General features: G+C 51.0%; 16 protein-coding genes. 5 read left to right on the top strand and 11 right to left on the bottom strand.

Features of this window, described 5'->3' with window-relative positions; genetic code table 11:
- From C9I92_RS16815 to C9I92_RS16795, 5 genes are all read right to left on the bottom strand, one after another.
- A complete protein-coding gene (locus C9I92_RS16815) occupies nt 1-981 on the bottom strand; it encodes an ABC transporter ATP-binding protein (RefSeq protein ID WP_107193888.1) in 981 nt (326 codons plus the stop codon).
- Nucleotide 982: 1 nt separating this feature from the next.
- Entirely contained in the window at nt 983-1969 is a 987-nt protein-coding gene (locus C9I92_RS16810) for an ABC transporter ATP-binding protein (protein ID WP_047886131.1), read from the bottom strand.
- A gap of 5 nt (nt 1970-1974) precedes the next feature.
- Complete coding sequence (locus C9I92_RS16805; protein WP_047886387.1) at nt 1975-2865, bottom strand: ABC transporter permease; 891 nt, start codon at nt 2863-2865, stop codon at nt 1975-1977.
- A 99-nt stretch (nt 2866-2964) separates the two neighbouring features.
- A complete protein-coding gene (locus tag C9I92_RS16800; protein WP_047886130.1) occupies nt 2965-3930 on the bottom strand; it encodes an ABC transporter permease in 966 nt (321 codons plus the stop codon).
- A 20-nt stretch (nt 3931-3950) separates the two neighbouring features.
- Nucleotides 3951-5525, bottom strand: coding sequence for an ABC transporter substrate-binding protein (locus C9I92_RS16795; RefSeq protein ID WP_047886129.1), 1575 nt, complete (start codon nt 5523-5525; stop codon nt 3951-3953).
- Nucleotides 5526-5894: 369 nt separating this feature from the next.
- Here C9I92_RS16795 and C9I92_RS16790 point away from each other — a divergent pair, with 369 nt between their 5' ends.
- The 5 genes from C9I92_RS16790 (at nt 5895) to C9I92_RS16770 (ending at nt 11256) form a co-directional block, all read left to right on the top strand.
- On the top strand, nt 5895-7091 hold the full coding sequence (locus C9I92_RS16790; RefSeq protein ID WP_047886128.1) for an amidohydrolase: 1197 nt from the start codon (nt 5895-5897) through the stop codon (nt 7089-7091).
- Complete coding sequence (locus C9I92_RS16785) at nt 7088-8560, top strand: chlorohydrolase family protein (protein WP_047886127.1); 1473 nt, start codon at nt 7088-7090, stop codon at nt 8558-8560. The genes C9I92_RS16790 and C9I92_RS16785 overlap by 4 nt, the downstream gene beginning before the upstream one ends.
- Nucleotides 8561-8595: 35 nt before the next feature.
- Entirely contained in the window at nt 8596-9291 is a 696-nt protein-coding gene (locus tag C9I92_RS16780; protein WP_047886126.1) for a GntR family transcriptional regulator, read from the top strand.
- The gene (locus C9I92_RS16775; RefSeq protein ID WP_047886125.1) at nt 9281-10021 is read left to right on the top strand and encodes a sulfite exporter TauE/SafE family protein; all 741 of its coding nucleotides are present in this window, start codon (nt 9281-9283) and stop codon (nt 10019-10021) included. The genes C9I92_RS16780 and C9I92_RS16775 overlap by 11 nt, the downstream gene beginning before the upstream one ends.
- Before the next feature lie 488 nt (nt 10022-10509).
- The gene (locus C9I92_RS16770) at nt 10510-11256 is read left to right on the top strand and encodes a PEP-CTERM sorting domain-containing protein (RefSeq protein WP_047886124.1); all 747 of its coding nucleotides are present in this window, start codon (nt 10510-10512) and stop codon (nt 11254-11256) included.
- A 276-nt stretch (nt 11257-11532) separates the two neighbouring features.
- On the opposite strand, the gene C9I92_RS16765 is transcribed toward C9I92_RS16770, so the two are convergent.
- From C9I92_RS16765 to C9I92_RS16740, 6 genes are all read right to left on the bottom strand, one after another.
- Nucleotides 11533-12243 carry a glutamine amidotransferase-related protein gene (locus tag C9I92_RS16765; protein WP_047886123.1) on the bottom strand — a complete coding sequence of 237 codons (711 nt, stop codon included), beginning with the start codon at nt 12241-12243 and terminating at the stop codon, nt 11533-11535.
- Nucleotides 12244-12267: 24 nt separating this feature from the next.
- On the bottom strand, nt 12268-13437 hold the full coding sequence (locus C9I92_RS16760; RefSeq protein WP_047886122.1) for an iron-containing alcohol dehydrogenase: 1170 nt from the start codon (nt 13435-13437) through the stop codon (nt 12268-12270).
- A gap of 87 nt (nt 13438-13524) precedes the next feature.
- Nucleotides 13525-14913 (bottom strand): aldehyde dehydrogenase family protein, encoded by a 1389-nt coding sequence (locus C9I92_RS16755; RefSeq protein WP_047886121.1) that lies wholly within the window; start codon nt 14911-14913, stop codon nt 13525-13527.
- 10 nt (nt 14914-14923) lie between these two features.
- Nucleotides 14924-16291: a glutamine synthetase family protein gene (locus C9I92_RS16750; protein WP_047886120.1), complete on the bottom strand. Its 1368-nt coding sequence runs from the start codon at nt 16289-16291 to the stop codon at nt 14924-14926.
- A gap of 122 nt (nt 16292-16413) precedes the next feature.
- A complete protein-coding gene (gene eat, locus C9I92_RS16745) occupies nt 16414-17847 on the bottom strand; it encodes an ethanolamine permease (RefSeq protein ID WP_047886119.1) in 1434 nt (477 codons plus the stop codon).
- 171 nt (nt 17848-18018) lie between these two features.
- Complete coding sequence (locus tag C9I92_RS16740) at nt 18019-18975, bottom strand: LysR family transcriptional regulator (RefSeq protein ID WP_047886386.1); 957 nt, start codon at nt 18973-18975, stop codon at nt 18019-18021.
- Between the last annotated feature and the right edge of the window lie 272 nt (nt 18976-19247).

The following is a 19247-nucleotide window of genomic DNA, read 5'->3' as shown; positions in this document are numbered from 1 at the left end:
TTAAACATTAAAGCAGGACACGGCATGCCCGCTGGTGTTTTTGACCAGCACCGGCGCTTCCTGAGAACACTGCGCAGTGGCATTCGGGCAGCGCGGGTGGAATGCGCACCCTGACGGCGGATTTAACGGGTTGGGCACTTCACCAGTGACAGGTGTTCGCTCTTTGTTGATTTCATCCATCGACGGGATCGCATCCATCAGCATCTTGGTATACGGATGTTTGGGCTGCTCGAAAATCTCGTCGACGTTGCCGACCTCAACCAGCTGTCCCAGATACATGATCCCAACACGGTCAGAAAAATGGGAGACAACCGACATGTCGTGGCTGATGAATAAATAGGTCAGCCCCAGTTTTTCCTGTAACTCTTTCATGATGTTCAGGACTTGAGCCTGGACAGACACGTCGAGAGCGGAAGTCGGCTCGTCGCAGATCAAAAACTCTGGTTCACTCGCCAAAGCGCGTGCAATGGAGATCCGCTGGCGCTGGCCACCTGAAAATTCATGTGGAAACTTAGTCATGTCATTTTCGCTCAGCCCCACCTGGCGCAGCAGTTCGCCAACCCGTTGTTTGCGTTCCTGCTTGTCCGGTAAGAGCCCAAACAGCTCTAAGGGCTCGCCAATAATGCGTTCAACTTTCCAGCGAGGATTCAAGCTGGCGAACGGGTCCTGAAAGATCATTTGAAAGCTTTTTCTCAGCTCCTTCATTGTCCGTTTGTCCACTTTTGCCATGTCATGGCCCTTGAAGTGGATCCGGCCGCCGGATGGCTCATACAACCCCGACAATAACCGTGCGACGGTGGATTTACCACAGCCGGACTCACCCACCAGACTGAAGGTTTCGCCCGGGTTGATTTCGAAATCAATGCCGCGCACCGCGTGTACGTATGTTTTCTTTTTCTTCTGCAACAGGCGAGTAAGAAGAGGCGCTGAAATATCGAATTTGATTTGCAGATCTTGTACTTCAATCAAAGCATTTCTCATATCATGCGGCCTCATGCTGGTTTTGTGGAAACAGGCAGGCAACAGCCGACGCGCCAGTGAGGTTTAACTCAGGCTCACTGGACAGGCATCCAGCCTGACAATGCGTACAACGCGGATGGAACTTGCATCCGTCAGGTAAGGCATTCAAACGTGGCATTGCGCCGGGAATCTGTTCCAGCCAGCGTTTTTTCTCACCAATTCGAGGAATAGAATTCATCAACCCGATGGTGTAGGGATGCTGAGGCCGTTTTAACACATCCCGTACTGAACCTAACTCAACCAGTTTTCCGGCATACATTACCGCCACTCGATCGCACACTTCCGCGATCACGCCCATGTCATGGGTGACCAGCATGACAGTCGCACCGTGTTGCTTACACAGACGTTTGAGCAGTTGCAGTACTTGCGACTGAACCGAAACATCCAGCGCGGTGGTCGGCTCATCGGCAATGATGATTTGAGGATCGACGCATAAGGCAAGGGCAATAACGATCCGTTGACGCATCCCTCCGGAAAACTGATGCGGGTATTGGTCAATCCGCTGCTCGGCAGCAGGAATACCAACTTCTTTCATCAGGTTGACGGCTTTTTCTCTGGCTTCGTTTTCACTCAGCGGAAGGTGAGTCTGTATCGTTTCTATCAGCTGCTCGCCAATGGTCAGCACCGGATTCAGGCTGGTGAGCGGATCCTGAAAAATCGCGGCGATTTCTTTTCCCCGCATCTGACGGCGGGCTTCTTCATCAAGGTTATCAATGCGTCGCCCGTTGGCATGGATAGAGCCGGATTTAATCCGGCCTGGGTGCTCCAGAAGACCGGTAATCGCCGAACCGGTAAGCGATTTACCGGCACCGGACTCGCCGACTACCCCTAAAATTTCCCCCTGGTACATATCAAAGGACACATCGCGAATGGCCTGCAAATTTCCTTTTCGGTGCACAAACTCGATACTTAAATTCCGGATCGATAAAATGGTTTGTCTGTCTTCCATAACGCTTACCTCAATTTTGGGTTTAGTGCATCGCGCAACCAGTCGCCGACTAAGTTTACGGACAAGGCAATCAGCACCAGAGTGAGGGAAGGAAACGCGACAACCCACCATTGGCCGGAGAAGAGATATTGATTGCCCTCATTGATCAATGTGCCCAGAGAAGGCTGGTTCGGCGGCATACCAACCCCAAGAAATGACAATGTGGCTTCGGTCAGGACCGCAAGTGCCAGATGCAGTGTCGCAATAACCAGAACCGGGCTGACCACATTCGGCAGGATGTGCTGAAACATGATGCGGGCGGTGCTGCTGCCCATCACTTTCGCAGCCTGTACATACTCTTTGTTGCCTTCGAGCAGGGTTGAACCCCGAACGGTACGGGCGTATTGCATCCAGCCCGTCAGAGTGATGGAGAAAATAATGATATAAACCGCAATGTCGCCATGCATGTCCTGAGGAAAAATACCGCGTGCCGCACCACTGACCAGCAGGGCAAACATAATGGTCGGAAAGCTCAGCATGGCATCGGCTACCCGCATAATGAGGGCATCGGTTTTTCCGCCGACGTAACCACTGATAACCCCCAGGCTGACGCCCAGCAGCATGGAACAAAAGACGCTGATCACACCCACAATCAGGGACACTCTCAGCCCATAAAGGATCAGGGATAACACATCACGCCCCTGAATATCCGTGCCCAGAGTGAAGCGCGGATCGCCTTCGCTTTCCCAGGCTGGCGGCAGCTCAGAATCCAGCAGATCAAACGCTGTCGTATCAAACGGATTGTAAGGTGACAATTGTGTCGCAAAGCTCCCGGCCAGCAGTAGCACTAACAGCAATGCGGCGGCAAACATCGTGAGTTTGGATTGGGTGAAGCTGTACACAAAATCACTGTCCATAAAGGTGTGACATTGTGTTTTGAACCGGCTGAACCAATGCGGTGAGCGTTGCTCTGCAGCCGCGGTACCAGAGTGAATCTTTTCCATGATAACGCTCCCTTACTTCGCTCTCATTCGCGGGTCAACAAACTGATAAATAATGTCGACAACGGTGTTGATCGTGACAAAAATCAGCGAGATAAAAACCAGATAGGCGGAGATCACCGGAATGTCGACATAGTTGACCGCCTGGATAAACAACAGCCCCATTCCCGGCCACTGAAAGATGGTTTCTGTCACCACGGCAAAGGCAATGAGACCGCCAATCTGCAGTCCGACAACAGTAATGACGGGCAGCAGAGAATTTTTCAGAACATGCTTGTAACGGATGCTGCGTTGTTTAATGCCGCGGGCTTTGGCAAATTTGATGTAATCGGCGCGGAGGGTTTCCTGCATTTCACTTTTCAGCAGGCGCATCACCATGGTTATCATAAACAGAGCCAGTGACATTGCCGGCAGGATGATGGATTGCCAGCCGGTGACCGTCAGAAGTCCGGTAGACCAACCGCCAATCTCGGTAATTTCCCCGCGGCCATGTGATGGGAACCAGCCCAGCCAGACAGAAAAGACAATGATTAGCAGGATCCCAACGACAAAGCTGGGTAATGAAACACCCACCAGTGATAAGGTTTGCACCAGCGAAGTCATCACGCGATTTTTCGAGAAAGTGACCCACACGCCCAAGGGGATACCTATAGCCAGTGACATCACCACAGCGACAAACACCAGTTCCAGTGTGGCGGGCAGCCGCTCGGCAATCAGTGAAAACACATCACTCTGGTTGTAGTAGGAAATCCCGAAGTTACCCTGGGCGATATTTCCGACAAATCGGGTGTACTGAGTGAGCACCGAGTCATTTAGCCCCAGCTTGTTTCTCAGTTCGTCCCTTTCAATCTGGGTGGCGTTTTCCGGCAGCATGCCGTCTACCGGATCGCCCACAAACTGGAACATCACGAAAGCAATCAGTGCCACGGACATCATTAGTCCGCAGGCCTGTAAAAAACGCTGGATCAGGAAAGCAATCATAAGCAATTACCCTATCTAGATTATTGGATCTGTGCTTTCCACAGGCGAACAACGTTGTCCGACTGCTGCGTAATGGACAGTTTCTTCGACGTTACCCAGGCAACCGGTTCAAAATGCAGTGGCATATAAGGCAAATCGTTTTGTGCTTGTTTCAGCGCCGCAGCCATCAGGGCTACACGTTTGTCTTTGTCCAGCTCGGTAGAGGCTTGCTCGATGTAGGTATCGACTACGTCGTTACGGTAAGTCGGAATGTTGAAAGCGCCATAGATGCCGTTGTCTTTTGAATGCAGGAGTTGCTGGTTGATACTGTACGCATCAATTAACGGAAGGTTGGCCCATCCCAGCACGGCAATGTCCGTTTTACCCTGGTCGCGGATGGTGGAGTAGGTGCTGCGCGGGTGCATGTTCAGGCTGGCATTGATGCCCACTTTTGCCCAATAGCGCTGCACGGCCTGACACCATTGCTCAGCATTAATATACGCCCCCTGAACACAATCGAAGGCAATATTGAAGCCATCCTGGTATCCCGCTTCTTTTAATAGTTGCTTCGCTTTGTTCGGATCGTAGGGTAATTCAAGCTGAGAAGAGGCATCGTAGCCGGCAATCCCGGGGGCGACATAGGTGTTGGCGACTTCTGTCATATCTCGCATGATTTTCTTCACGATCACATCGCGATTAACCGCCTGAACCAACGCCTGTCTGACGCGAATGTCTTTCAGTGGATTTGCGTCAAAGTCATTTTTTGCATTGAGTGAATCTGCCATGTTGAAACTCAGGTAATCCACCCGCAAAGACGGCTTAATTTTCACGGTCAGCTTCGGATCTTTTTCCAGCCGAGGAAGATCCTGTAGAGGGACATCGGTGGTGATATCGAACTCGCCAGACATTAATCCGGCCAGGCGGGTGGCATCCGAAGAGACGGGTTTGAACACCACCTTATCGATGTTGTGCTGCTTCTGAGCGTTGTTCCACCATTTTTCGTTCACTTTCAACACCATCTGAGCATCGCGGCGACGGCTTTCCAGAATGAACGGCCCGGTACCATTGGCGTTGTTGGTTGCGAAACTCTCAGTGCCGAGGCTCATGCTGCTTGGCATCAGTGCGTTATTGGCGGTCAGCCACTCTTTGTCCATGATGAGCACGCCGGTGAGTTCATTGAGCACAATCGGTGATGAAGGCGTGGTTTTGATTTCCACTTCGTAGTCGCTAAGTTTTCGGGCGCTGACGACAGATGAGGCATTCCCGCGGATCCCGGAATCAGGGTGGGTGACGCGTTCAATCGACGCGACGACATCATCAGCATTAAACGGGTTGCCGTTATGGAACGTGACGCCCTTGCGCAGGGTAAAGCGAATTGTCTCGTTATCCACCTGTGTCCAGGCTGTTGCCAGTGCCGGGGCAATGTTGAAGTTGTCATCCCACTGCACTAGCCCTTCATAGATGTGGTTTTGAAATGCTAAGGCTGACGTAGACGCGAATGCGTAGGGATCCAGGGTCGGGATATCAATGGACTGGGTCCAGACCAGTGAATTTTCTGCCATTGCGGCCTGACTGAAAAGTGCAGTAAGGCCAAGAGTAAGCATCGTTTTTTTCATCGCAATATCCTTATAGCGCTGGTTAGCTGAGAGTTCCCTTACCTCTGAGCGGGATGTTTTGTAGCAAGCTCAACACGAAATGTTTTTTGCTTGTAATAATATTGTTAGCAATGGATGCTGTAACAATCAACAATAAATAATGATTTTTTATATCAATAAGAGATGTCGGATTCTTTTTGGGTATCTGGTTTTTATTTAATTAATTGATTTGTATTGTTTTTGTATTCTTTGGTTTAATGTCTTCTAAGATGCAATGGATTTCCTGATTGTTAACAATGCGTTTTATTTTGTTGTTTTGTTTGATTGACTATCTAGGATTGTTGGCAATATGATGATTAAAAGTTAACAATTAAGAAGGGAAGGATCTCGATGGCTACTTTACTACTCAAACAAGCACAACTAGGGACGGCCAAGCACAAAAGTGATGTGCTGGTGAAAGACGGCAGCATTGCTGAGATAGCATCACTGATCAATGTCGAAGCAGACACTGTGCTGGATGCCGATGGGCTGGTTATGCTGCCGGGCTTGATTGACGGGCATGCACATATTGATAAAACGCTGTGGGGAATGGAGTGGTATGAAAACGATGTTCCTCGAGATCTTCAGGCAATTGTAGAAAATGAACGGCGGTTCAGAGCAGAAACGCCCTTTGACTCGCAGCAACAGTCGGAGCGCATTGCAAAAGAATACCTGCGTTTGGGAACAACCCATATCCGCACCCACATTGACGTGGACACGGAAATGGGGTGCCGGCATGTAGAAGGCGTGCTGGCCACCAAAAAAAAGCTGCGTGGTTTAGTTGAGATAGAAACCGTGTGCTTTCCTCAAAGCGGGATGTTAGGTCGACCAGGCACTTATGATGTGATGGACCAAGCCATGATGATGGGGTGCGATTTGGTAGGCGGGATTGATCCTTCCTCTTTTGAACGCGATCCGGTTCGCCATATTGATTGTTTATTTGAGTTAGCCCAGAAGCATGGCAAAGGTATCGACTTACACCTTCATGAAGCGGGTGAGCTAGGTGCCTTTTCTGTGGAGCTGGTGGTAGAACGTGTTCAGGCGACGGGAATGCAGGGCATGGTCACGATCAGCCATGCTTTCTGCCTTGGCGAGGTTGATGACGGTTATCAGCGAAAACTTGCTGCGTTGCTGGGGCAAAACGATATTCGTATTGCCACCACTGCACCATCGAATCGAACAGTCCCGCCATTTGAGCTGCTGCGCGAGCATGGGGTTATTATCAGTGCGGGCAATGATGGCATTCGAGATACCTGGAGCCCGTATGGCAATGCCGACTTATTACAACGGGCAATGTTTCTGGGGCTGAAATACCGCTGGCGAAAAGATAAGGAGCTGGAGCAGGCATTGTACGCCATCACTGAGGGTGGTGCTCAATTAATGGGTCTGGAAAATTACGGTCTGCGCCCAGGGGCTGATGCCGATTTTGTCTTGGTTAAAGGTCAGAACTTTGTCGAAGCAATTGTTTCCCAGCCAGCACAGCGAACCGTCTTCAGAAAAGGACGCTGTGTTGTCAATAATGGCGAGTGGGTAGGAGGGGCACTATGATCACCCGGCTGAGTGCGAAATGGATTGTCGGTTATCAGAACGGTGCCCATTGTCTCTACGAAGATGCTCAGATTGTCTATGAGCAGGGCGGCAAAGTTCTGTTCGTGGGTCATGACTATCCGGGCGTCGTGGATGACTCTATCGATTTGGGCAATGTCTTGATTGGCCCCGGGTTTATCGATCTGGATGCCATTGTCGACCTTGACTCCACGGTGCTGGCTTTTGACCACCAACCCGGCTGGAAGAAGGGACGTTTGCCTTCGTCTGCCTGGCAGCGGCGCGAAACCTACAGTAATGCGCAGCTGGATTTTAATAAGCGGTACGCGTTCAACATGTTGCTGCTCAACGGCATTACGACCGTAATGCCGATCACTTCGATTTTGTACCGGGAATGGGCAGAGACGTATGACGAGTTTGTGCGTACGGCGGATATTGCCGTTGAGGCCGGCATCCGTGCCTTTCTCGGCCCAGCGTATATGTCCGGTTATGGGGTGGTCAACCCGGACGAAAGCGTCAGCATGGTGTTTGACGAAGCGAAGGGGCTCTCCGGCCTGCGTCAGGCAATTCACTATATCGAGCGTCTGCGTGCCGATTACCCGGAGACAATTGAGGGGGTGTTAGCGCCGGATAGAATTGAAGGCTGTACGCCTGCGCTTTTGCAGGAAACGGCCCGTGCCATGCGAGATTTACAGTGCCCGGTGCGGTTACATAGCTGTCAGGGCGAGTTCGAACTGAAAATGATTGATCGTCTCCATCAGGGGAAATCATCCATTGAATATATGGCAGAAGCGGGCTTGCTCAGCAGGCATCTTTTATTGCCTCACCTGCAATTTCTGGGGGGGCTGACACCGACAGACGCAAGGGTCAATGATGAGCTGGCGCTGATTGGTGAAAGTGGTGCCAGTGCAGTGATTTGTCCGCTGGTTGCAGGGCGTCATGGTAAATACTTTTCAGGTGTTTCCCGCTTTAAGCAACACGGCATTAATTTATCGCTCGGAACGGACACTTTCCCGGTCGATATGATCCAGAACATGCACATTGGCTGTATTCTCAGCCGGGTTAATGAGAGCAACATTACTGAGGCTTCGGCCCTCGATTATTACAATATGGCCACCTTGGGCGGAGCGAAGGCGCTGGGGCGGGATGATCTGGGACGGCTCTGTGAAGGGAGTGCCGCCGACATGATTATCTTTGACTTCAATAACATATATACTGGTCAAAATTTTGACCCAATCACAACCATGGTGATCAACGGGAATGGGCGAGATATTAAGGGAGTCATAGTCAACGGTGTGCGCCGAGTGTGGGATGGCAAATTAACCCATCAGGAATGGGACATGGCCTTACTGCACCAGCAAGCTCAGCATCAGTTTGATTACTTTAAATCGACCTACCCGGAACGGGCATTTGGCTCTAAGTCATTGGATGAAATTTTTCCTCCTTCACTGCCCGTTCATCGCCGCCAATAAAAGCAATCATGGACATTACCATGCGAGGAGTTAACGTGCGCCAGACAGACGAAAAGCAACGTGTATATTCTGACATTTATACCGCCATTGTTACTTTAAAACTGCCTCCATCAACTCGAATGGTAGAAACCCGTCTGGCTCAGGCTTTATCAACCAGCCGTGCAACGGTTCGTGATGTGCTACGTGAGTTGTCTCTGGTCGGGCTCGTTGAAATACAGCCCAATAAGGGGGCCGTGGTTGCTTCGCCAACCCGTGATGAAGCGCGCGACATAATGGATATGCGATTTATTCTTGAGCAAGAATCAACCAGCCAGGCGGCACAGAAAATAACGGCGGAAGATATTGCAGAGCTTGAGAAGTACATCGCTGATGAACAGGCAGCAATTGATAATGATGAATATGCGAAGTCACTGGATTGCTCGTTAAATTTCCACCTTAAATTAGCCAAAGTCTGCGGGAATCAGTTTTTGGTGAAATCTTTACAAGAAATGCTGGGGCGTTCCTCGCTGGTATTTAACATGTACAGTATCAAGCGTGAAGGCAGCTGCCATTGTAAAGAGCACACCGATATTTTAAACCTTTTAAGAAAAAAGGATCATCAGGGCGCGAGAGAGTCAATGCGGCTTCATCTTGAGTCTCTTAACAGCAATCTTGATCTTAAAGAGTTTGATGCCGAAAACGTGGATTTTGAATCTATATTCTCGAAAAGGATAAGTTCCGATGTTGATTGATGATCCGCTTTTTTATCTGATCTCAATACCTGCCGTCATATTGTACGGCATTGGTAAAGGGGGATTAGGTGGCGCGTTAGGAGATATCGTGGTGCCTATGATGGCACTGACGATATCAACCAGCTTAGCCGCAGCGATATTACTGCCAATTCTGATGGTGATGGATGCTTCTGCGATTCGCTATCATTTTCACAATGCCAGCTGGCCACATCTGAGAAAGATGTTGGTTGGGGGTATCGCTGGTGTCTTTATGGCGGCACTTTTGCTCTCCAGTTTATCCAGTGCGGGGCTACAGCTTCTGGTTGGTGCCATTTCTATTGTATTTGTTTTGTTGTATGTCTTTAAAAAGGAACAGAGTAAACCGGGTGGTACCGTATCCGCTTTTCTCTGGAGTTCAGTCGGCGGCTTTTCTAGTACAGCAATCCATGCTGGTGGTGGCCCGGTCAGTATTTATCTGTTACCACAGACATTAGACAAAAAGAAACTGATAGGCACCATTGTCTGGTTTTTTGCAATCCTTAACTACTTTAAGCTTACGGCCTATGTCAGCCTTGGGTTAATTAATATGCAGAATATTATGTCGTCGCTAGTATTAGTGCCTTTTGCATTATTAGGCGTCAAACTTGGCGTGATGTTACTGGATAAAATTAATCAGGAAGTGCTGTATAAAACGTGTTATTTCTTCCTGTTCTTTTCAGGATTAAAACTGATTTATAATGGCCTGTTTTAATTATTCATTTATTGTTAGCGCCTTTCTCCGACACTAAGTTTTTATTTGATTTTTATCTCCTCTGATTGCCAGGCCTGTGGCTGGGATAGCTGTGTGCATGGGCTAACTGTGTGCGTGGAATAGCTATGTGTAGAGGAAATGTCATTATTTGTTTAGGTGAAGCTCTGACGAGAAACTCTTTTACGGCAGAGGTTTCCTGTGGTGTCGGAATGTTTTACAGCATCACTGTCTGGATAAATTGACGTTTGGTCTTGCTGCTGGCACCGTTTCTTCCGCATGAGACAAGCGTTTCAGGACGGAGACCTTACATAACTCATGGATTTAAAAAGGAAAGAAAAGAGAGATCGTATTGTATGTAAAGTTTACATACTACACTGCCTGAAAATTAATACATAATGATTTCAGTGGGTTGCATATTGGTACGCATAATGCTTTTAAGACTTACCAAAACGCAAAAACAATATAAATACCAATAAAGGAGCAACACCATGAACTCATATATTAAATCTGGTCTTTTCACTCTTGCACTTGCCGGTACTTCAATGAACGCATCGGCTACGTATTTGGATTTCACGGATGGCTCTTACGCAAGTCTGAATGGGCAACAGTCAGCGACTGTCGGTGATATTACTTTTTCATCCTACCGTTATTTCATTGATGGTGTGGGGAACATTGCTAACCATTCCTTCATCACGGGCGATCAGTCATTAGTACAGCTTTCTTCCGGCAATCGGGGAATTGGGGTAGATACCATTCCGACAAATATTGTAGAGAGTGTCTTTGATGATAACGATAAAGTCGATGGCTGGGAGTTTTTAGTATTGAGCTTCAACCACCCGTCAACGGTGAATGGTCTGTATATCAATAATCTTAATCTTCTGTTTGAAGCGGCAACGGCCTTTATCATTGATGACCGACATCCGGAATTTGAATTGAATGTGAATACGGATCTGCTTCATCTGGATACGTTACTGGATAAGCTGACTCCGGATGCGTTTAACTTCGATAACCAGTACTGGGATTTTGAGGGCGAAGACTACGTCAAACATATTGTACTGTCCGGGGTAGGGTTGTCTGACTTCCGTCTCGCAGGGCTGGACTACTCGTACGGCGGCTACCCTAATCCTGTCCCAGAACCAGCGAGTCTGCTGCTGATGGCATCGGGTCTGGGCTTTATTGGCTGGCGCCGCACCCGTCGCCAGCACGGGAAAGCGAATCAAGCGCTTCTCGCCTGAGTGTTTTGGTTCAATTTTCCAGCAAATAAGTGCTGCTGGCCTGTCTACACTGATATGCCCACTCTGGTCTGAATAGGCAGTTAACAGGCAAGCAGCGCTGTATGAAAAGTTGTAAGTCATGACAAGTTGCAAGTAATGAACAGCCAATCAATCGCGCTACAAGCCAAAAAAAGCCGGTGCAACTCGCACCGGCTTTGTGTTTTTACAATGATCGTATCTGTTGCCCTGATCGGATTAGATTCACTGTCTGCCTGCAGACTGAATCAACGTCTTCCGTTAACGGCGTAGAAAATCCAGTAACCAACGGGTGACCTGCTGGCTGTCGACCGGTTTTTCCAGTGAAGTTAATCCATTATCTAACACCGGCTTGGGCAAAATGTTTTCCCGATAGAGCATCAAATCCCGGGAATACGCTTTGCTGAATTCCGGATGACCCTGTACACCTAAAAAGTGGGTGCCAACCTGAATCATGTAATTGGGGCAGAACGTACTGCCTGCCAGCACTTCACTGTTTTCTGGTAACCCGACGACCTGATCCTGATGACTGACAACCAGTGACAGGGTTTCAGGAAGGCATTGCTCTTCATCCAGCCAGTCTGGCGACTGCAGCAGGCTGTGGGTAGCTACCCCGACTCCCCAGCCCTGAGGCGCCTGGATTACATCGCCGCCCAGCGCCTTGGCGATAAGCTGGTGACCAAAGCAGATCCCGACCAGCTTTTTTTCCTGATCATGTAAACGCCGTACGAAGTCGAGCAAATTGGCTATCCAGGGAAACGGGTCATTCACGCTGTGGCGACTGCCGGTCGTCATGTACGCATCGCACTCATCAATGTCTGACGGCAGTTCCCCGTCGAGCGCACGGTAAAAAATTAACTCCAGTGAATCATCCTGTTCATGCAATAAAGCTTCAAACATTGCCGGATAATTGCCATGTAGCTGTTGTAACTCAGGAGTGACATCATCGCATTGCAGTATTCCGATCTTCATTACGTTTCCTTTTATTGGCTTGAACTAGGACTCACTCAGTCGGCCGATGACCGCATCGGTAAAAATCCGGCTGTAAACGTCTGCGGAAAAGGCGATGGGGTTGCCTCCGGCGGAAGGGTCGGCCACGGCCATTTCACCGACCCGCTGGGCATCTTCCAGCGTGATATCAATGTCTGCCAGAGTATGCGGAATATTCATCGCCTGACGGAAATCCAGTATCCAGGTCATAAAGGCATCGAAACCCGGTTCAGGCAGATCCAGATAGCGGGCGAGGTTTGTGATTTTATCTTCAATAGCGACCCGGTTAGCCTGAAGGACATAAGGCATCAGAATGGCATTGAGCAGGCCGTGGTGTTTGTCATACAGCGCCCCAAGGGTGTGCGCAATAGCGTGCATGCCTCCCAGACCTCGCTGGAACGCTGTTGCCCCCATGCTGGAGGCAACCAGCATCTGGGTGCGTGCTTCAATGTTCCCGCCGTTTACAACGGCTTCAGGCAGGTAGTGCTTGATCAGGCGGATCCCTTCCAGAGCAATTCCTTCCGCCATCGGGTGGTAGCTGGTGGCGCAAAAGGCTTCCAGATTGTGTGAAAGGGCGTCCATCCCCGTTGCTGCGGTAATATGCGGCGGCAGGCCGACAGTAACGGCAGGATCCAACAGGACTTTTACCGGCAGCATTTTCGGGTGGAAGATGATTTTTTTGACGTGATGTTGGGTATCGGTAATCACCGAGGCCCGCCCGACTTCAGAGCCGGTGCCGGCGGTAGTCGGAATCGCGATCACGGGCGCAATCGCCGAAGCATCGGCCTGAAGCCAGTTATCACCAATATCTTCAAACGCCCAGAGCGGCAGCGTCTGGCCTGCCATAAGGGCAATGGCTTTTGCAGCATCCAGGCTGGAACCGCCGCCAAAGGCAATCACACCATTAAACCGCCCCAGCCGATACACTTGCAGACCATCTTCGACATTCTCGCCGGTCGGGTTCCCCTGAATACGGCTGAAAATATCACACTCGATCCCCGCTTGGCGGCAGTAATCGAGTGTGGCGGCGACCATCGGAAGGTCGGCCAGGCCGGGGTCGGTCACAAGCAGTGCTTTAGTAATGCCAGCCTGCTGGCAGGCTTGCCCCACTTGAGCCAGGCATCCTTCACCGACTGTAATCGAAGTGGGATAGTTCCAGTTTCCTTGTAGTTGCATGGTGCTCTCCTTGTCGCCGCCTTCCGTCCGGAAAGCGGCTGTCGACTTGTAACTGAAAGTGATAACGTTAGCGAATTGCCGGTGTTATCAGGCATGTTTGATATGGAAGGATTTAGGTCGCGTCAGCGCGTCAAAACCCAGTTCAGACAGCGTACAGCCGCGGCCGGAATGCTTGACGCCGGTCCAGGCCAGAGCCGGATCGAGATAATCACAGCGATTGATAAAAAATGTGCCGGTGTCCAGTTGCTCGCCAAGGGCAATACCGGTAGGAATATCGCGGGTGAAAATGCTGGCGGTCAGGCCGAACTGGCTATCATTCATCAGCGCGATAGCTTCCTCGTCGCTGTTGACTTTCATGACTCCGACCACCGGACCGAATGACTCCTCATTCATCACCCGCATTGAATGGTCAACCTGCGTGAGCAGTTGCGGCGCCAGATAAGGAGTGCCCGTTTGACTGGCCGGGAACAGGGCTTCGTCAATGTGGGCAATGGCACCCTGCGCGACCGCGTCCTGAATCTGGCTGCGTACGAAATCCGCCGCGCTGGTGCGTACCAGTGGCCCCAGAGTGGTGTCCGGCTCATCTGAACGTCCCAGCTGGTAGCTTTTGACCAGTGCAACCGCCTTCCGGACGAATTCATCGTATTGGCTGTGATGGACATAAATGCGTTCTATCCCGCAGCAGGACTGACCGGAGTTGAAAAAGGCGCCGTCAATGGTCGTTTCGACCGCCTGATCGAGGTCGGCATCTTCCCGGATATAGGCCGGATCTTTGCCGCCCAGTTCAAGCCCGACACCGATAAAGTGGCCTGCCGCAGCCTGCTCAACCTGTGCGCCACCTTGTACCGAACCGGTAAAGGCGATGTGGTTGATGCGATTGGACTGAATGATCGATTGGGTGTCCTGATGGCTCAAGTGCAGGTACTGAAAAACGCCGTCGGGCAGTCCGGCCGCCTGAAACGCCTCGACCAGACGTTCCGCGCACAGAGGGGTTTGGGCGGAATGCTTCAGGATAACGCAGTTTCCGGCCAGCAGTGCCGGTACAATGCTGTTAATGGCGGTCAGGTACGGGTAATTCCACGGGGCTATCACAAAAACAACGCCAACCGGTTCGCGGGTAATATAGCGGGTGAAACCGGTTTTTTCCGGAAGTGTCAGCGGCGCCAGCGCGTTTTCACTGACTTCAATCATGTAGCGGGCACGCTCTGCCAGACCATTTACTTCCCCCTGTGCGTAACGAACCGGGCGTCCCATCTGCCAGCAAATTTCATCGCTAATGACTGGCTTGTGCTGCTCAAGCCAGTCAATGGCTTTACTGCAAATAGCCTGTCGTTCTTTGAGTGCCGTCTGTGCCCAGTGGGGGCGGGCATCGCTTGCTTGTTTCAGGCTGGTTTCAATATCGGCCTGAGTGGCCAGCGGGCGACTGACATAAACACTGCCGTCAATCGGTGAAATCGTGTGTTGCATCGTAGTCATGGTGTCTTCCCTAGATGATTTCAAAGTAGCGATCCATTTCCCAGTCGGTCACGTGTTTTCTGAATTCACGCTCTTCCCATTCGCGGCTGGCAGCGAAGTGATCGACAAACTCATCACCGAACATGGTGCGGGCGGCTTCCGATTGCTTGAAGCGCTGGGCGGCATCCCACAGGGTGCGGGGAAGCTCAAGCTCCGGTGCATGCTGCTGATCATAAGCGTTGCCTTTTACTTGCTCATACGGTTCCCACTCCTGCATGATGCCGTATAAACCGGAAGCGACAGCCGCGGCCAGCGACAGGTAAGGATTGGCATCGGCGGCGCCCAGGCGGTGCTCGATGCGTTGTGATTTCTCAGATCCAGGGATCACGCGTAGCGCTGTGGTGCGGTTTTCCACCCCCCAGGTGGCGTGGGTGGGGGCCCAGAACCCGGGAATCATTCGAGTATAGCTGTTAATTGTCGGGGCAATGAGGCAGAGAAACTCTGGCATCAGGCGTTGCTGACCGGCCAGAAAATGACGCTGAATTTTGCTCATGGAGTGGGTCTGGCTGCTGTCAAAAAACGCAGATGAGCCATCTTTATTTTTCAGCGAGACATGGATGTGACCGCTTTGTCCCGGGTAGTCGCCCGACCATTTGGCCATAAACGTTGCCAGCAGGTCGCGCTTTTGTGCCAGCACTTTCATAAAGGTTTTGAACAGGGCTGCTTTATCTGCGGCGGCTTCCGCCGCATCCACCGCCATCGCGGCTTCCAGCACGCCCGGTCCGGTTTCAGAGTGGATGCCCTCAATTGGGAAATCCATCTGCTCACTCATCTGCAAGATGTCCTGATACAACCCGGAGTGTACCGAATTGCGGATCATCGAATAGCCGAACCAGTCTGGAGTAATGGTTTCCAGGTTTCTAAATCCTTTCTCTCGGGCGGAATGTGGGGTTTCGTTGAACATAAAGAATTCGTATTCCAGAGCCGCAAACACATCGAACCCCATTGCGTCGGCTTTTTGCAGTGTTCGGCGCAACGCCCCACGCGGGCAGACTTTTTCTGCTTCACCGTCAAACTCGGCAATAAACAGCAGCATTCCCTCTTCGCCATGCACTTCCCGGCAGGTGTGGGGCAGGATGCGCACTGGGGCATCGGGATAGCCGGTGTGCCAACCGGTGTAGCGAGTGTTGTCGTACAGCTGATCTTTGGAATCCCAACCTAGTACGACGTCACAAAAAGCAAATCCGTTTTCAAGGGAGGAAAAGAATTTCGATTTCGACATGTATTTGCCGCGCATGATGCCGTCATTATCAAACAGCCCAACCTTAATGTGCGTCAGCGAACGCTCTTCCACGATAGCCATTGCATCAGCGATTGTTTTAACATTTCTTGGTTCCATGTATACCTCTCATCCGGAGGGCTCTTTCCTGAGCCTGTAGGTTATGTTGTGTTTGCAAGGACGGCAGCACGGTGTGTTTTGTGATATCCGTCCTTATCAGTTTGATTGTTATAAGAAAAGTATTAGCTGAGTTCAGACTCTGCGCTTGAAATCAGGGCAAATTCTTCTTCAGGGGCATTGGCAACAATGCGGTGTCGGCTGTAAAGCAGGAAGTACGTGAGCATCACGACGTAGAACAGGGCTGACCACAAGGCGGCTTGGGTACTGACCACGAACGTCGATGCCAGTGCGACCAGAGACAGTACCAGCGCAATGCCGGAAGTCAGGGTGCCGCCTGGTGTTTTGTAAGGGCGCTCCAATTGCGGTTCTTTTTGGCGCAGGATGATGTGAGACAAGCTCATCAGGGCGTAGGAAACCGTAGCGCCAAAAACCGCCATGGTGATCATCAGATCCCCTTCGCCGGATAATGACAGCAGGAAACCCAGCACGCCCGGTACTATCAGAGCGTAAACCGGTACTTTTCGTTCACCGGACAAGGACAGGAAGCGGGGCAGGTAGCCAGCGCGAGACAAGGCAAACACCTGGCGGGAATAGGCGTAAATAATGGAGAAGAAACTGGCAATTAAACCAAACAGGCCGACGATGTTGACGAACTTGGCGGCCAGTGAATCGGTGCCGTGAACAGCCAGCAGAGCCCCAACCAAAGGTGCGCTGTGTGATTTCATGGCTTCAGCACCGGCACCACCCGGTACCAGGAACAAGACCAGCGCAGCGAACACCAGCAGTACCAGCATGGAGGCGATAATACCGCGTGGCATGTCTTTCGCCGGGTTGGTCGCTTCTTCTGCGGCAAGGGGAACCCCTTCGACCGCCAGGAATAGCCACATGGCAAATGGCAATGCCGCCCAGATGCCGACATAGCCTTCCGGCAGGAAGCTGCTCGCCCCTGCTGCTTCCGGGTTTGCTGCGATAGTGAAAAGGTTATTAACATCAAAATGAGGCAGCATACCCACAGCAAAAACAATCACTGCAACGACAGCAAGCGCGGTGATCACCATCATAATGCGCAAGGCTTCTCCGGCTCCCCAGAGGTGGATGCCGACGAACACGCAGTAGAAAGCGGCATAAACGACAGGGCCGTCGATACCAATTAGCTCGTTAACGTACCCACCGATGAAAATCGCGATAGCCGCAGGGGCGATGGCATATTCCAGCAAGATCGCGGTGCCGGTCAGAAAGCCGCCCAGCGGACCTAAAGCGCGGCGGGCGAAGCTGTAACCACCACCGGCCGTCGGAATGGAGGAGGACAGTTCGGCCAGGCTCAGTACCAGGCAGATGTACATCAGGCCCATGATCAGGGTCGCAATGAACATGCCCCCGAAGCCGGCTTGTTCAAGGCCAAAGTTCCACCCGGCGAAGTCTCCGGAGATCACATATGACACGCCCAGGCTGGCTAATAAAATCCAGCCTGCGACCCCTTTCTTCAGTTGACGCTTACTCAGGTAATCGTCAGAAACGGCATTACTCTTGACTGCTTGATGGTTGCTGTCAGACATAACATTTCCTTATGAACGGGTTGATAAAGTCATTCGTACTTTTTGTTACATGTTGTTAACATAGTGGCGATTTTTATCAGTCCGCAACAAGAATCAGTTCCGCTAACAGTAGAGTATAAGTTTCTCTAATAGTACGGCGTGGACGGCTTCTCCCACGCAAACTTGTTGGGTTTAGCCGACGTGTAAGTCTTTTTCGAGCCAGGGCAGTTCACGCAGCACATTCGGCAGGAATTTGTCATGCATAACTTGGCGACTGTCAGCGGCCAGAATCTGTGGCAGATTACCCAGCTCGTTATGACGGCTGACCAGAGTCAGATTTCGTTGTAAGGGTTCATCTGAGGGCAAAGGCAGGCAGGTGAGTTGATCGCGGAATAAGCCGCTCTGAAACAGGCAGAGCGGGGTAGTGATAGTCCAGCCCAGACCGGCAGCGACACTAGAAAGGAGTGCGAAGGTATTGTCCAGCTGCATGCGGATTGGTGCCGACACGCCTTGCCTGCGCAGGTACCGTTCGATGGTTGTTCCAATCAGGGAATCACTGGTGTAACGGACAAAGTCGAGTTCACGGATCAGTTGCTGGAAAGAGGCAAACCGGCGGGTTTCTCGGCGGGGGATAACCAGAATAAAGGGTTCCCGTAAAATCCGGTGGCGGCTGAGAAATTCGTTATCCTCCAGCGCATCATCAGAAATAATGATATCGACATTCCGGGACAATAAGGCCTGAGCGTGCATGTGAGAGCGTCCGGTGCTGATTGTCCAGCTTTCGGTGTGGCGCTTAATCACATCCACCAACGGGGCGCCCAGCGAGGTGGCCAGCGAATCGACCATAGCGATCCGAAGCAGATGCAATTTCTGAAAGTCACCTTTGGACATTACATGGTGGGTTTTTTCTGCCTGAGAGAGTAAATGGCAGGATTGATCATAAAAGTAGCGACCGGCTACGGTTAGCTCAATCGGGCGCACGGTGCGATCCAGCAATTCGACATTCAGGTTGCTCTCTAAAGTCGAGATAGTTTGTGATACGGAAGACTGAGTCAGCCGTAGCTGGTTGGCAGCCAGGGTCATGTTGCCGGTCTGGGCGGTGGTGACAAAAACCTCAAGGGCGCGAAGATCAAATCCGAATATTTTCAATGTTTCCTTCCTGTGGATGTAACGGTTCATTCCCTGAACCTGACTTAACGAGTGTGCTCACTGCCTTGCATCCTGCAAACAACCGGCACATATCAAAAATAAGAGTAATGCCAATATCTCCGGGCTGCAATTGATGATCTATTCAATAAACTCTTTCCGTTCATAGGGTTAGTTTCTGGCATCTTGCCTGACTGAATAACTGGACGTTATAAATCGTCGAATTGTTATTTCCTCCTGATAAAAAACCAGTTCTCTCTGTTTATTCAGTCATA

The organism is Photobacterium ganghwense (assembly GCF_003025595.1).
Lineage (GTDB): Bacteria > Pseudomonadota > Gammaproteobacteria > Enterobacterales > Vibrionaceae > Photobacterium > Photobacterium ganghwense.
Note: the sequence above shows the minus strand (reverse complement) of the source record. Positions and strands in the feature narration are given on the sequence as shown.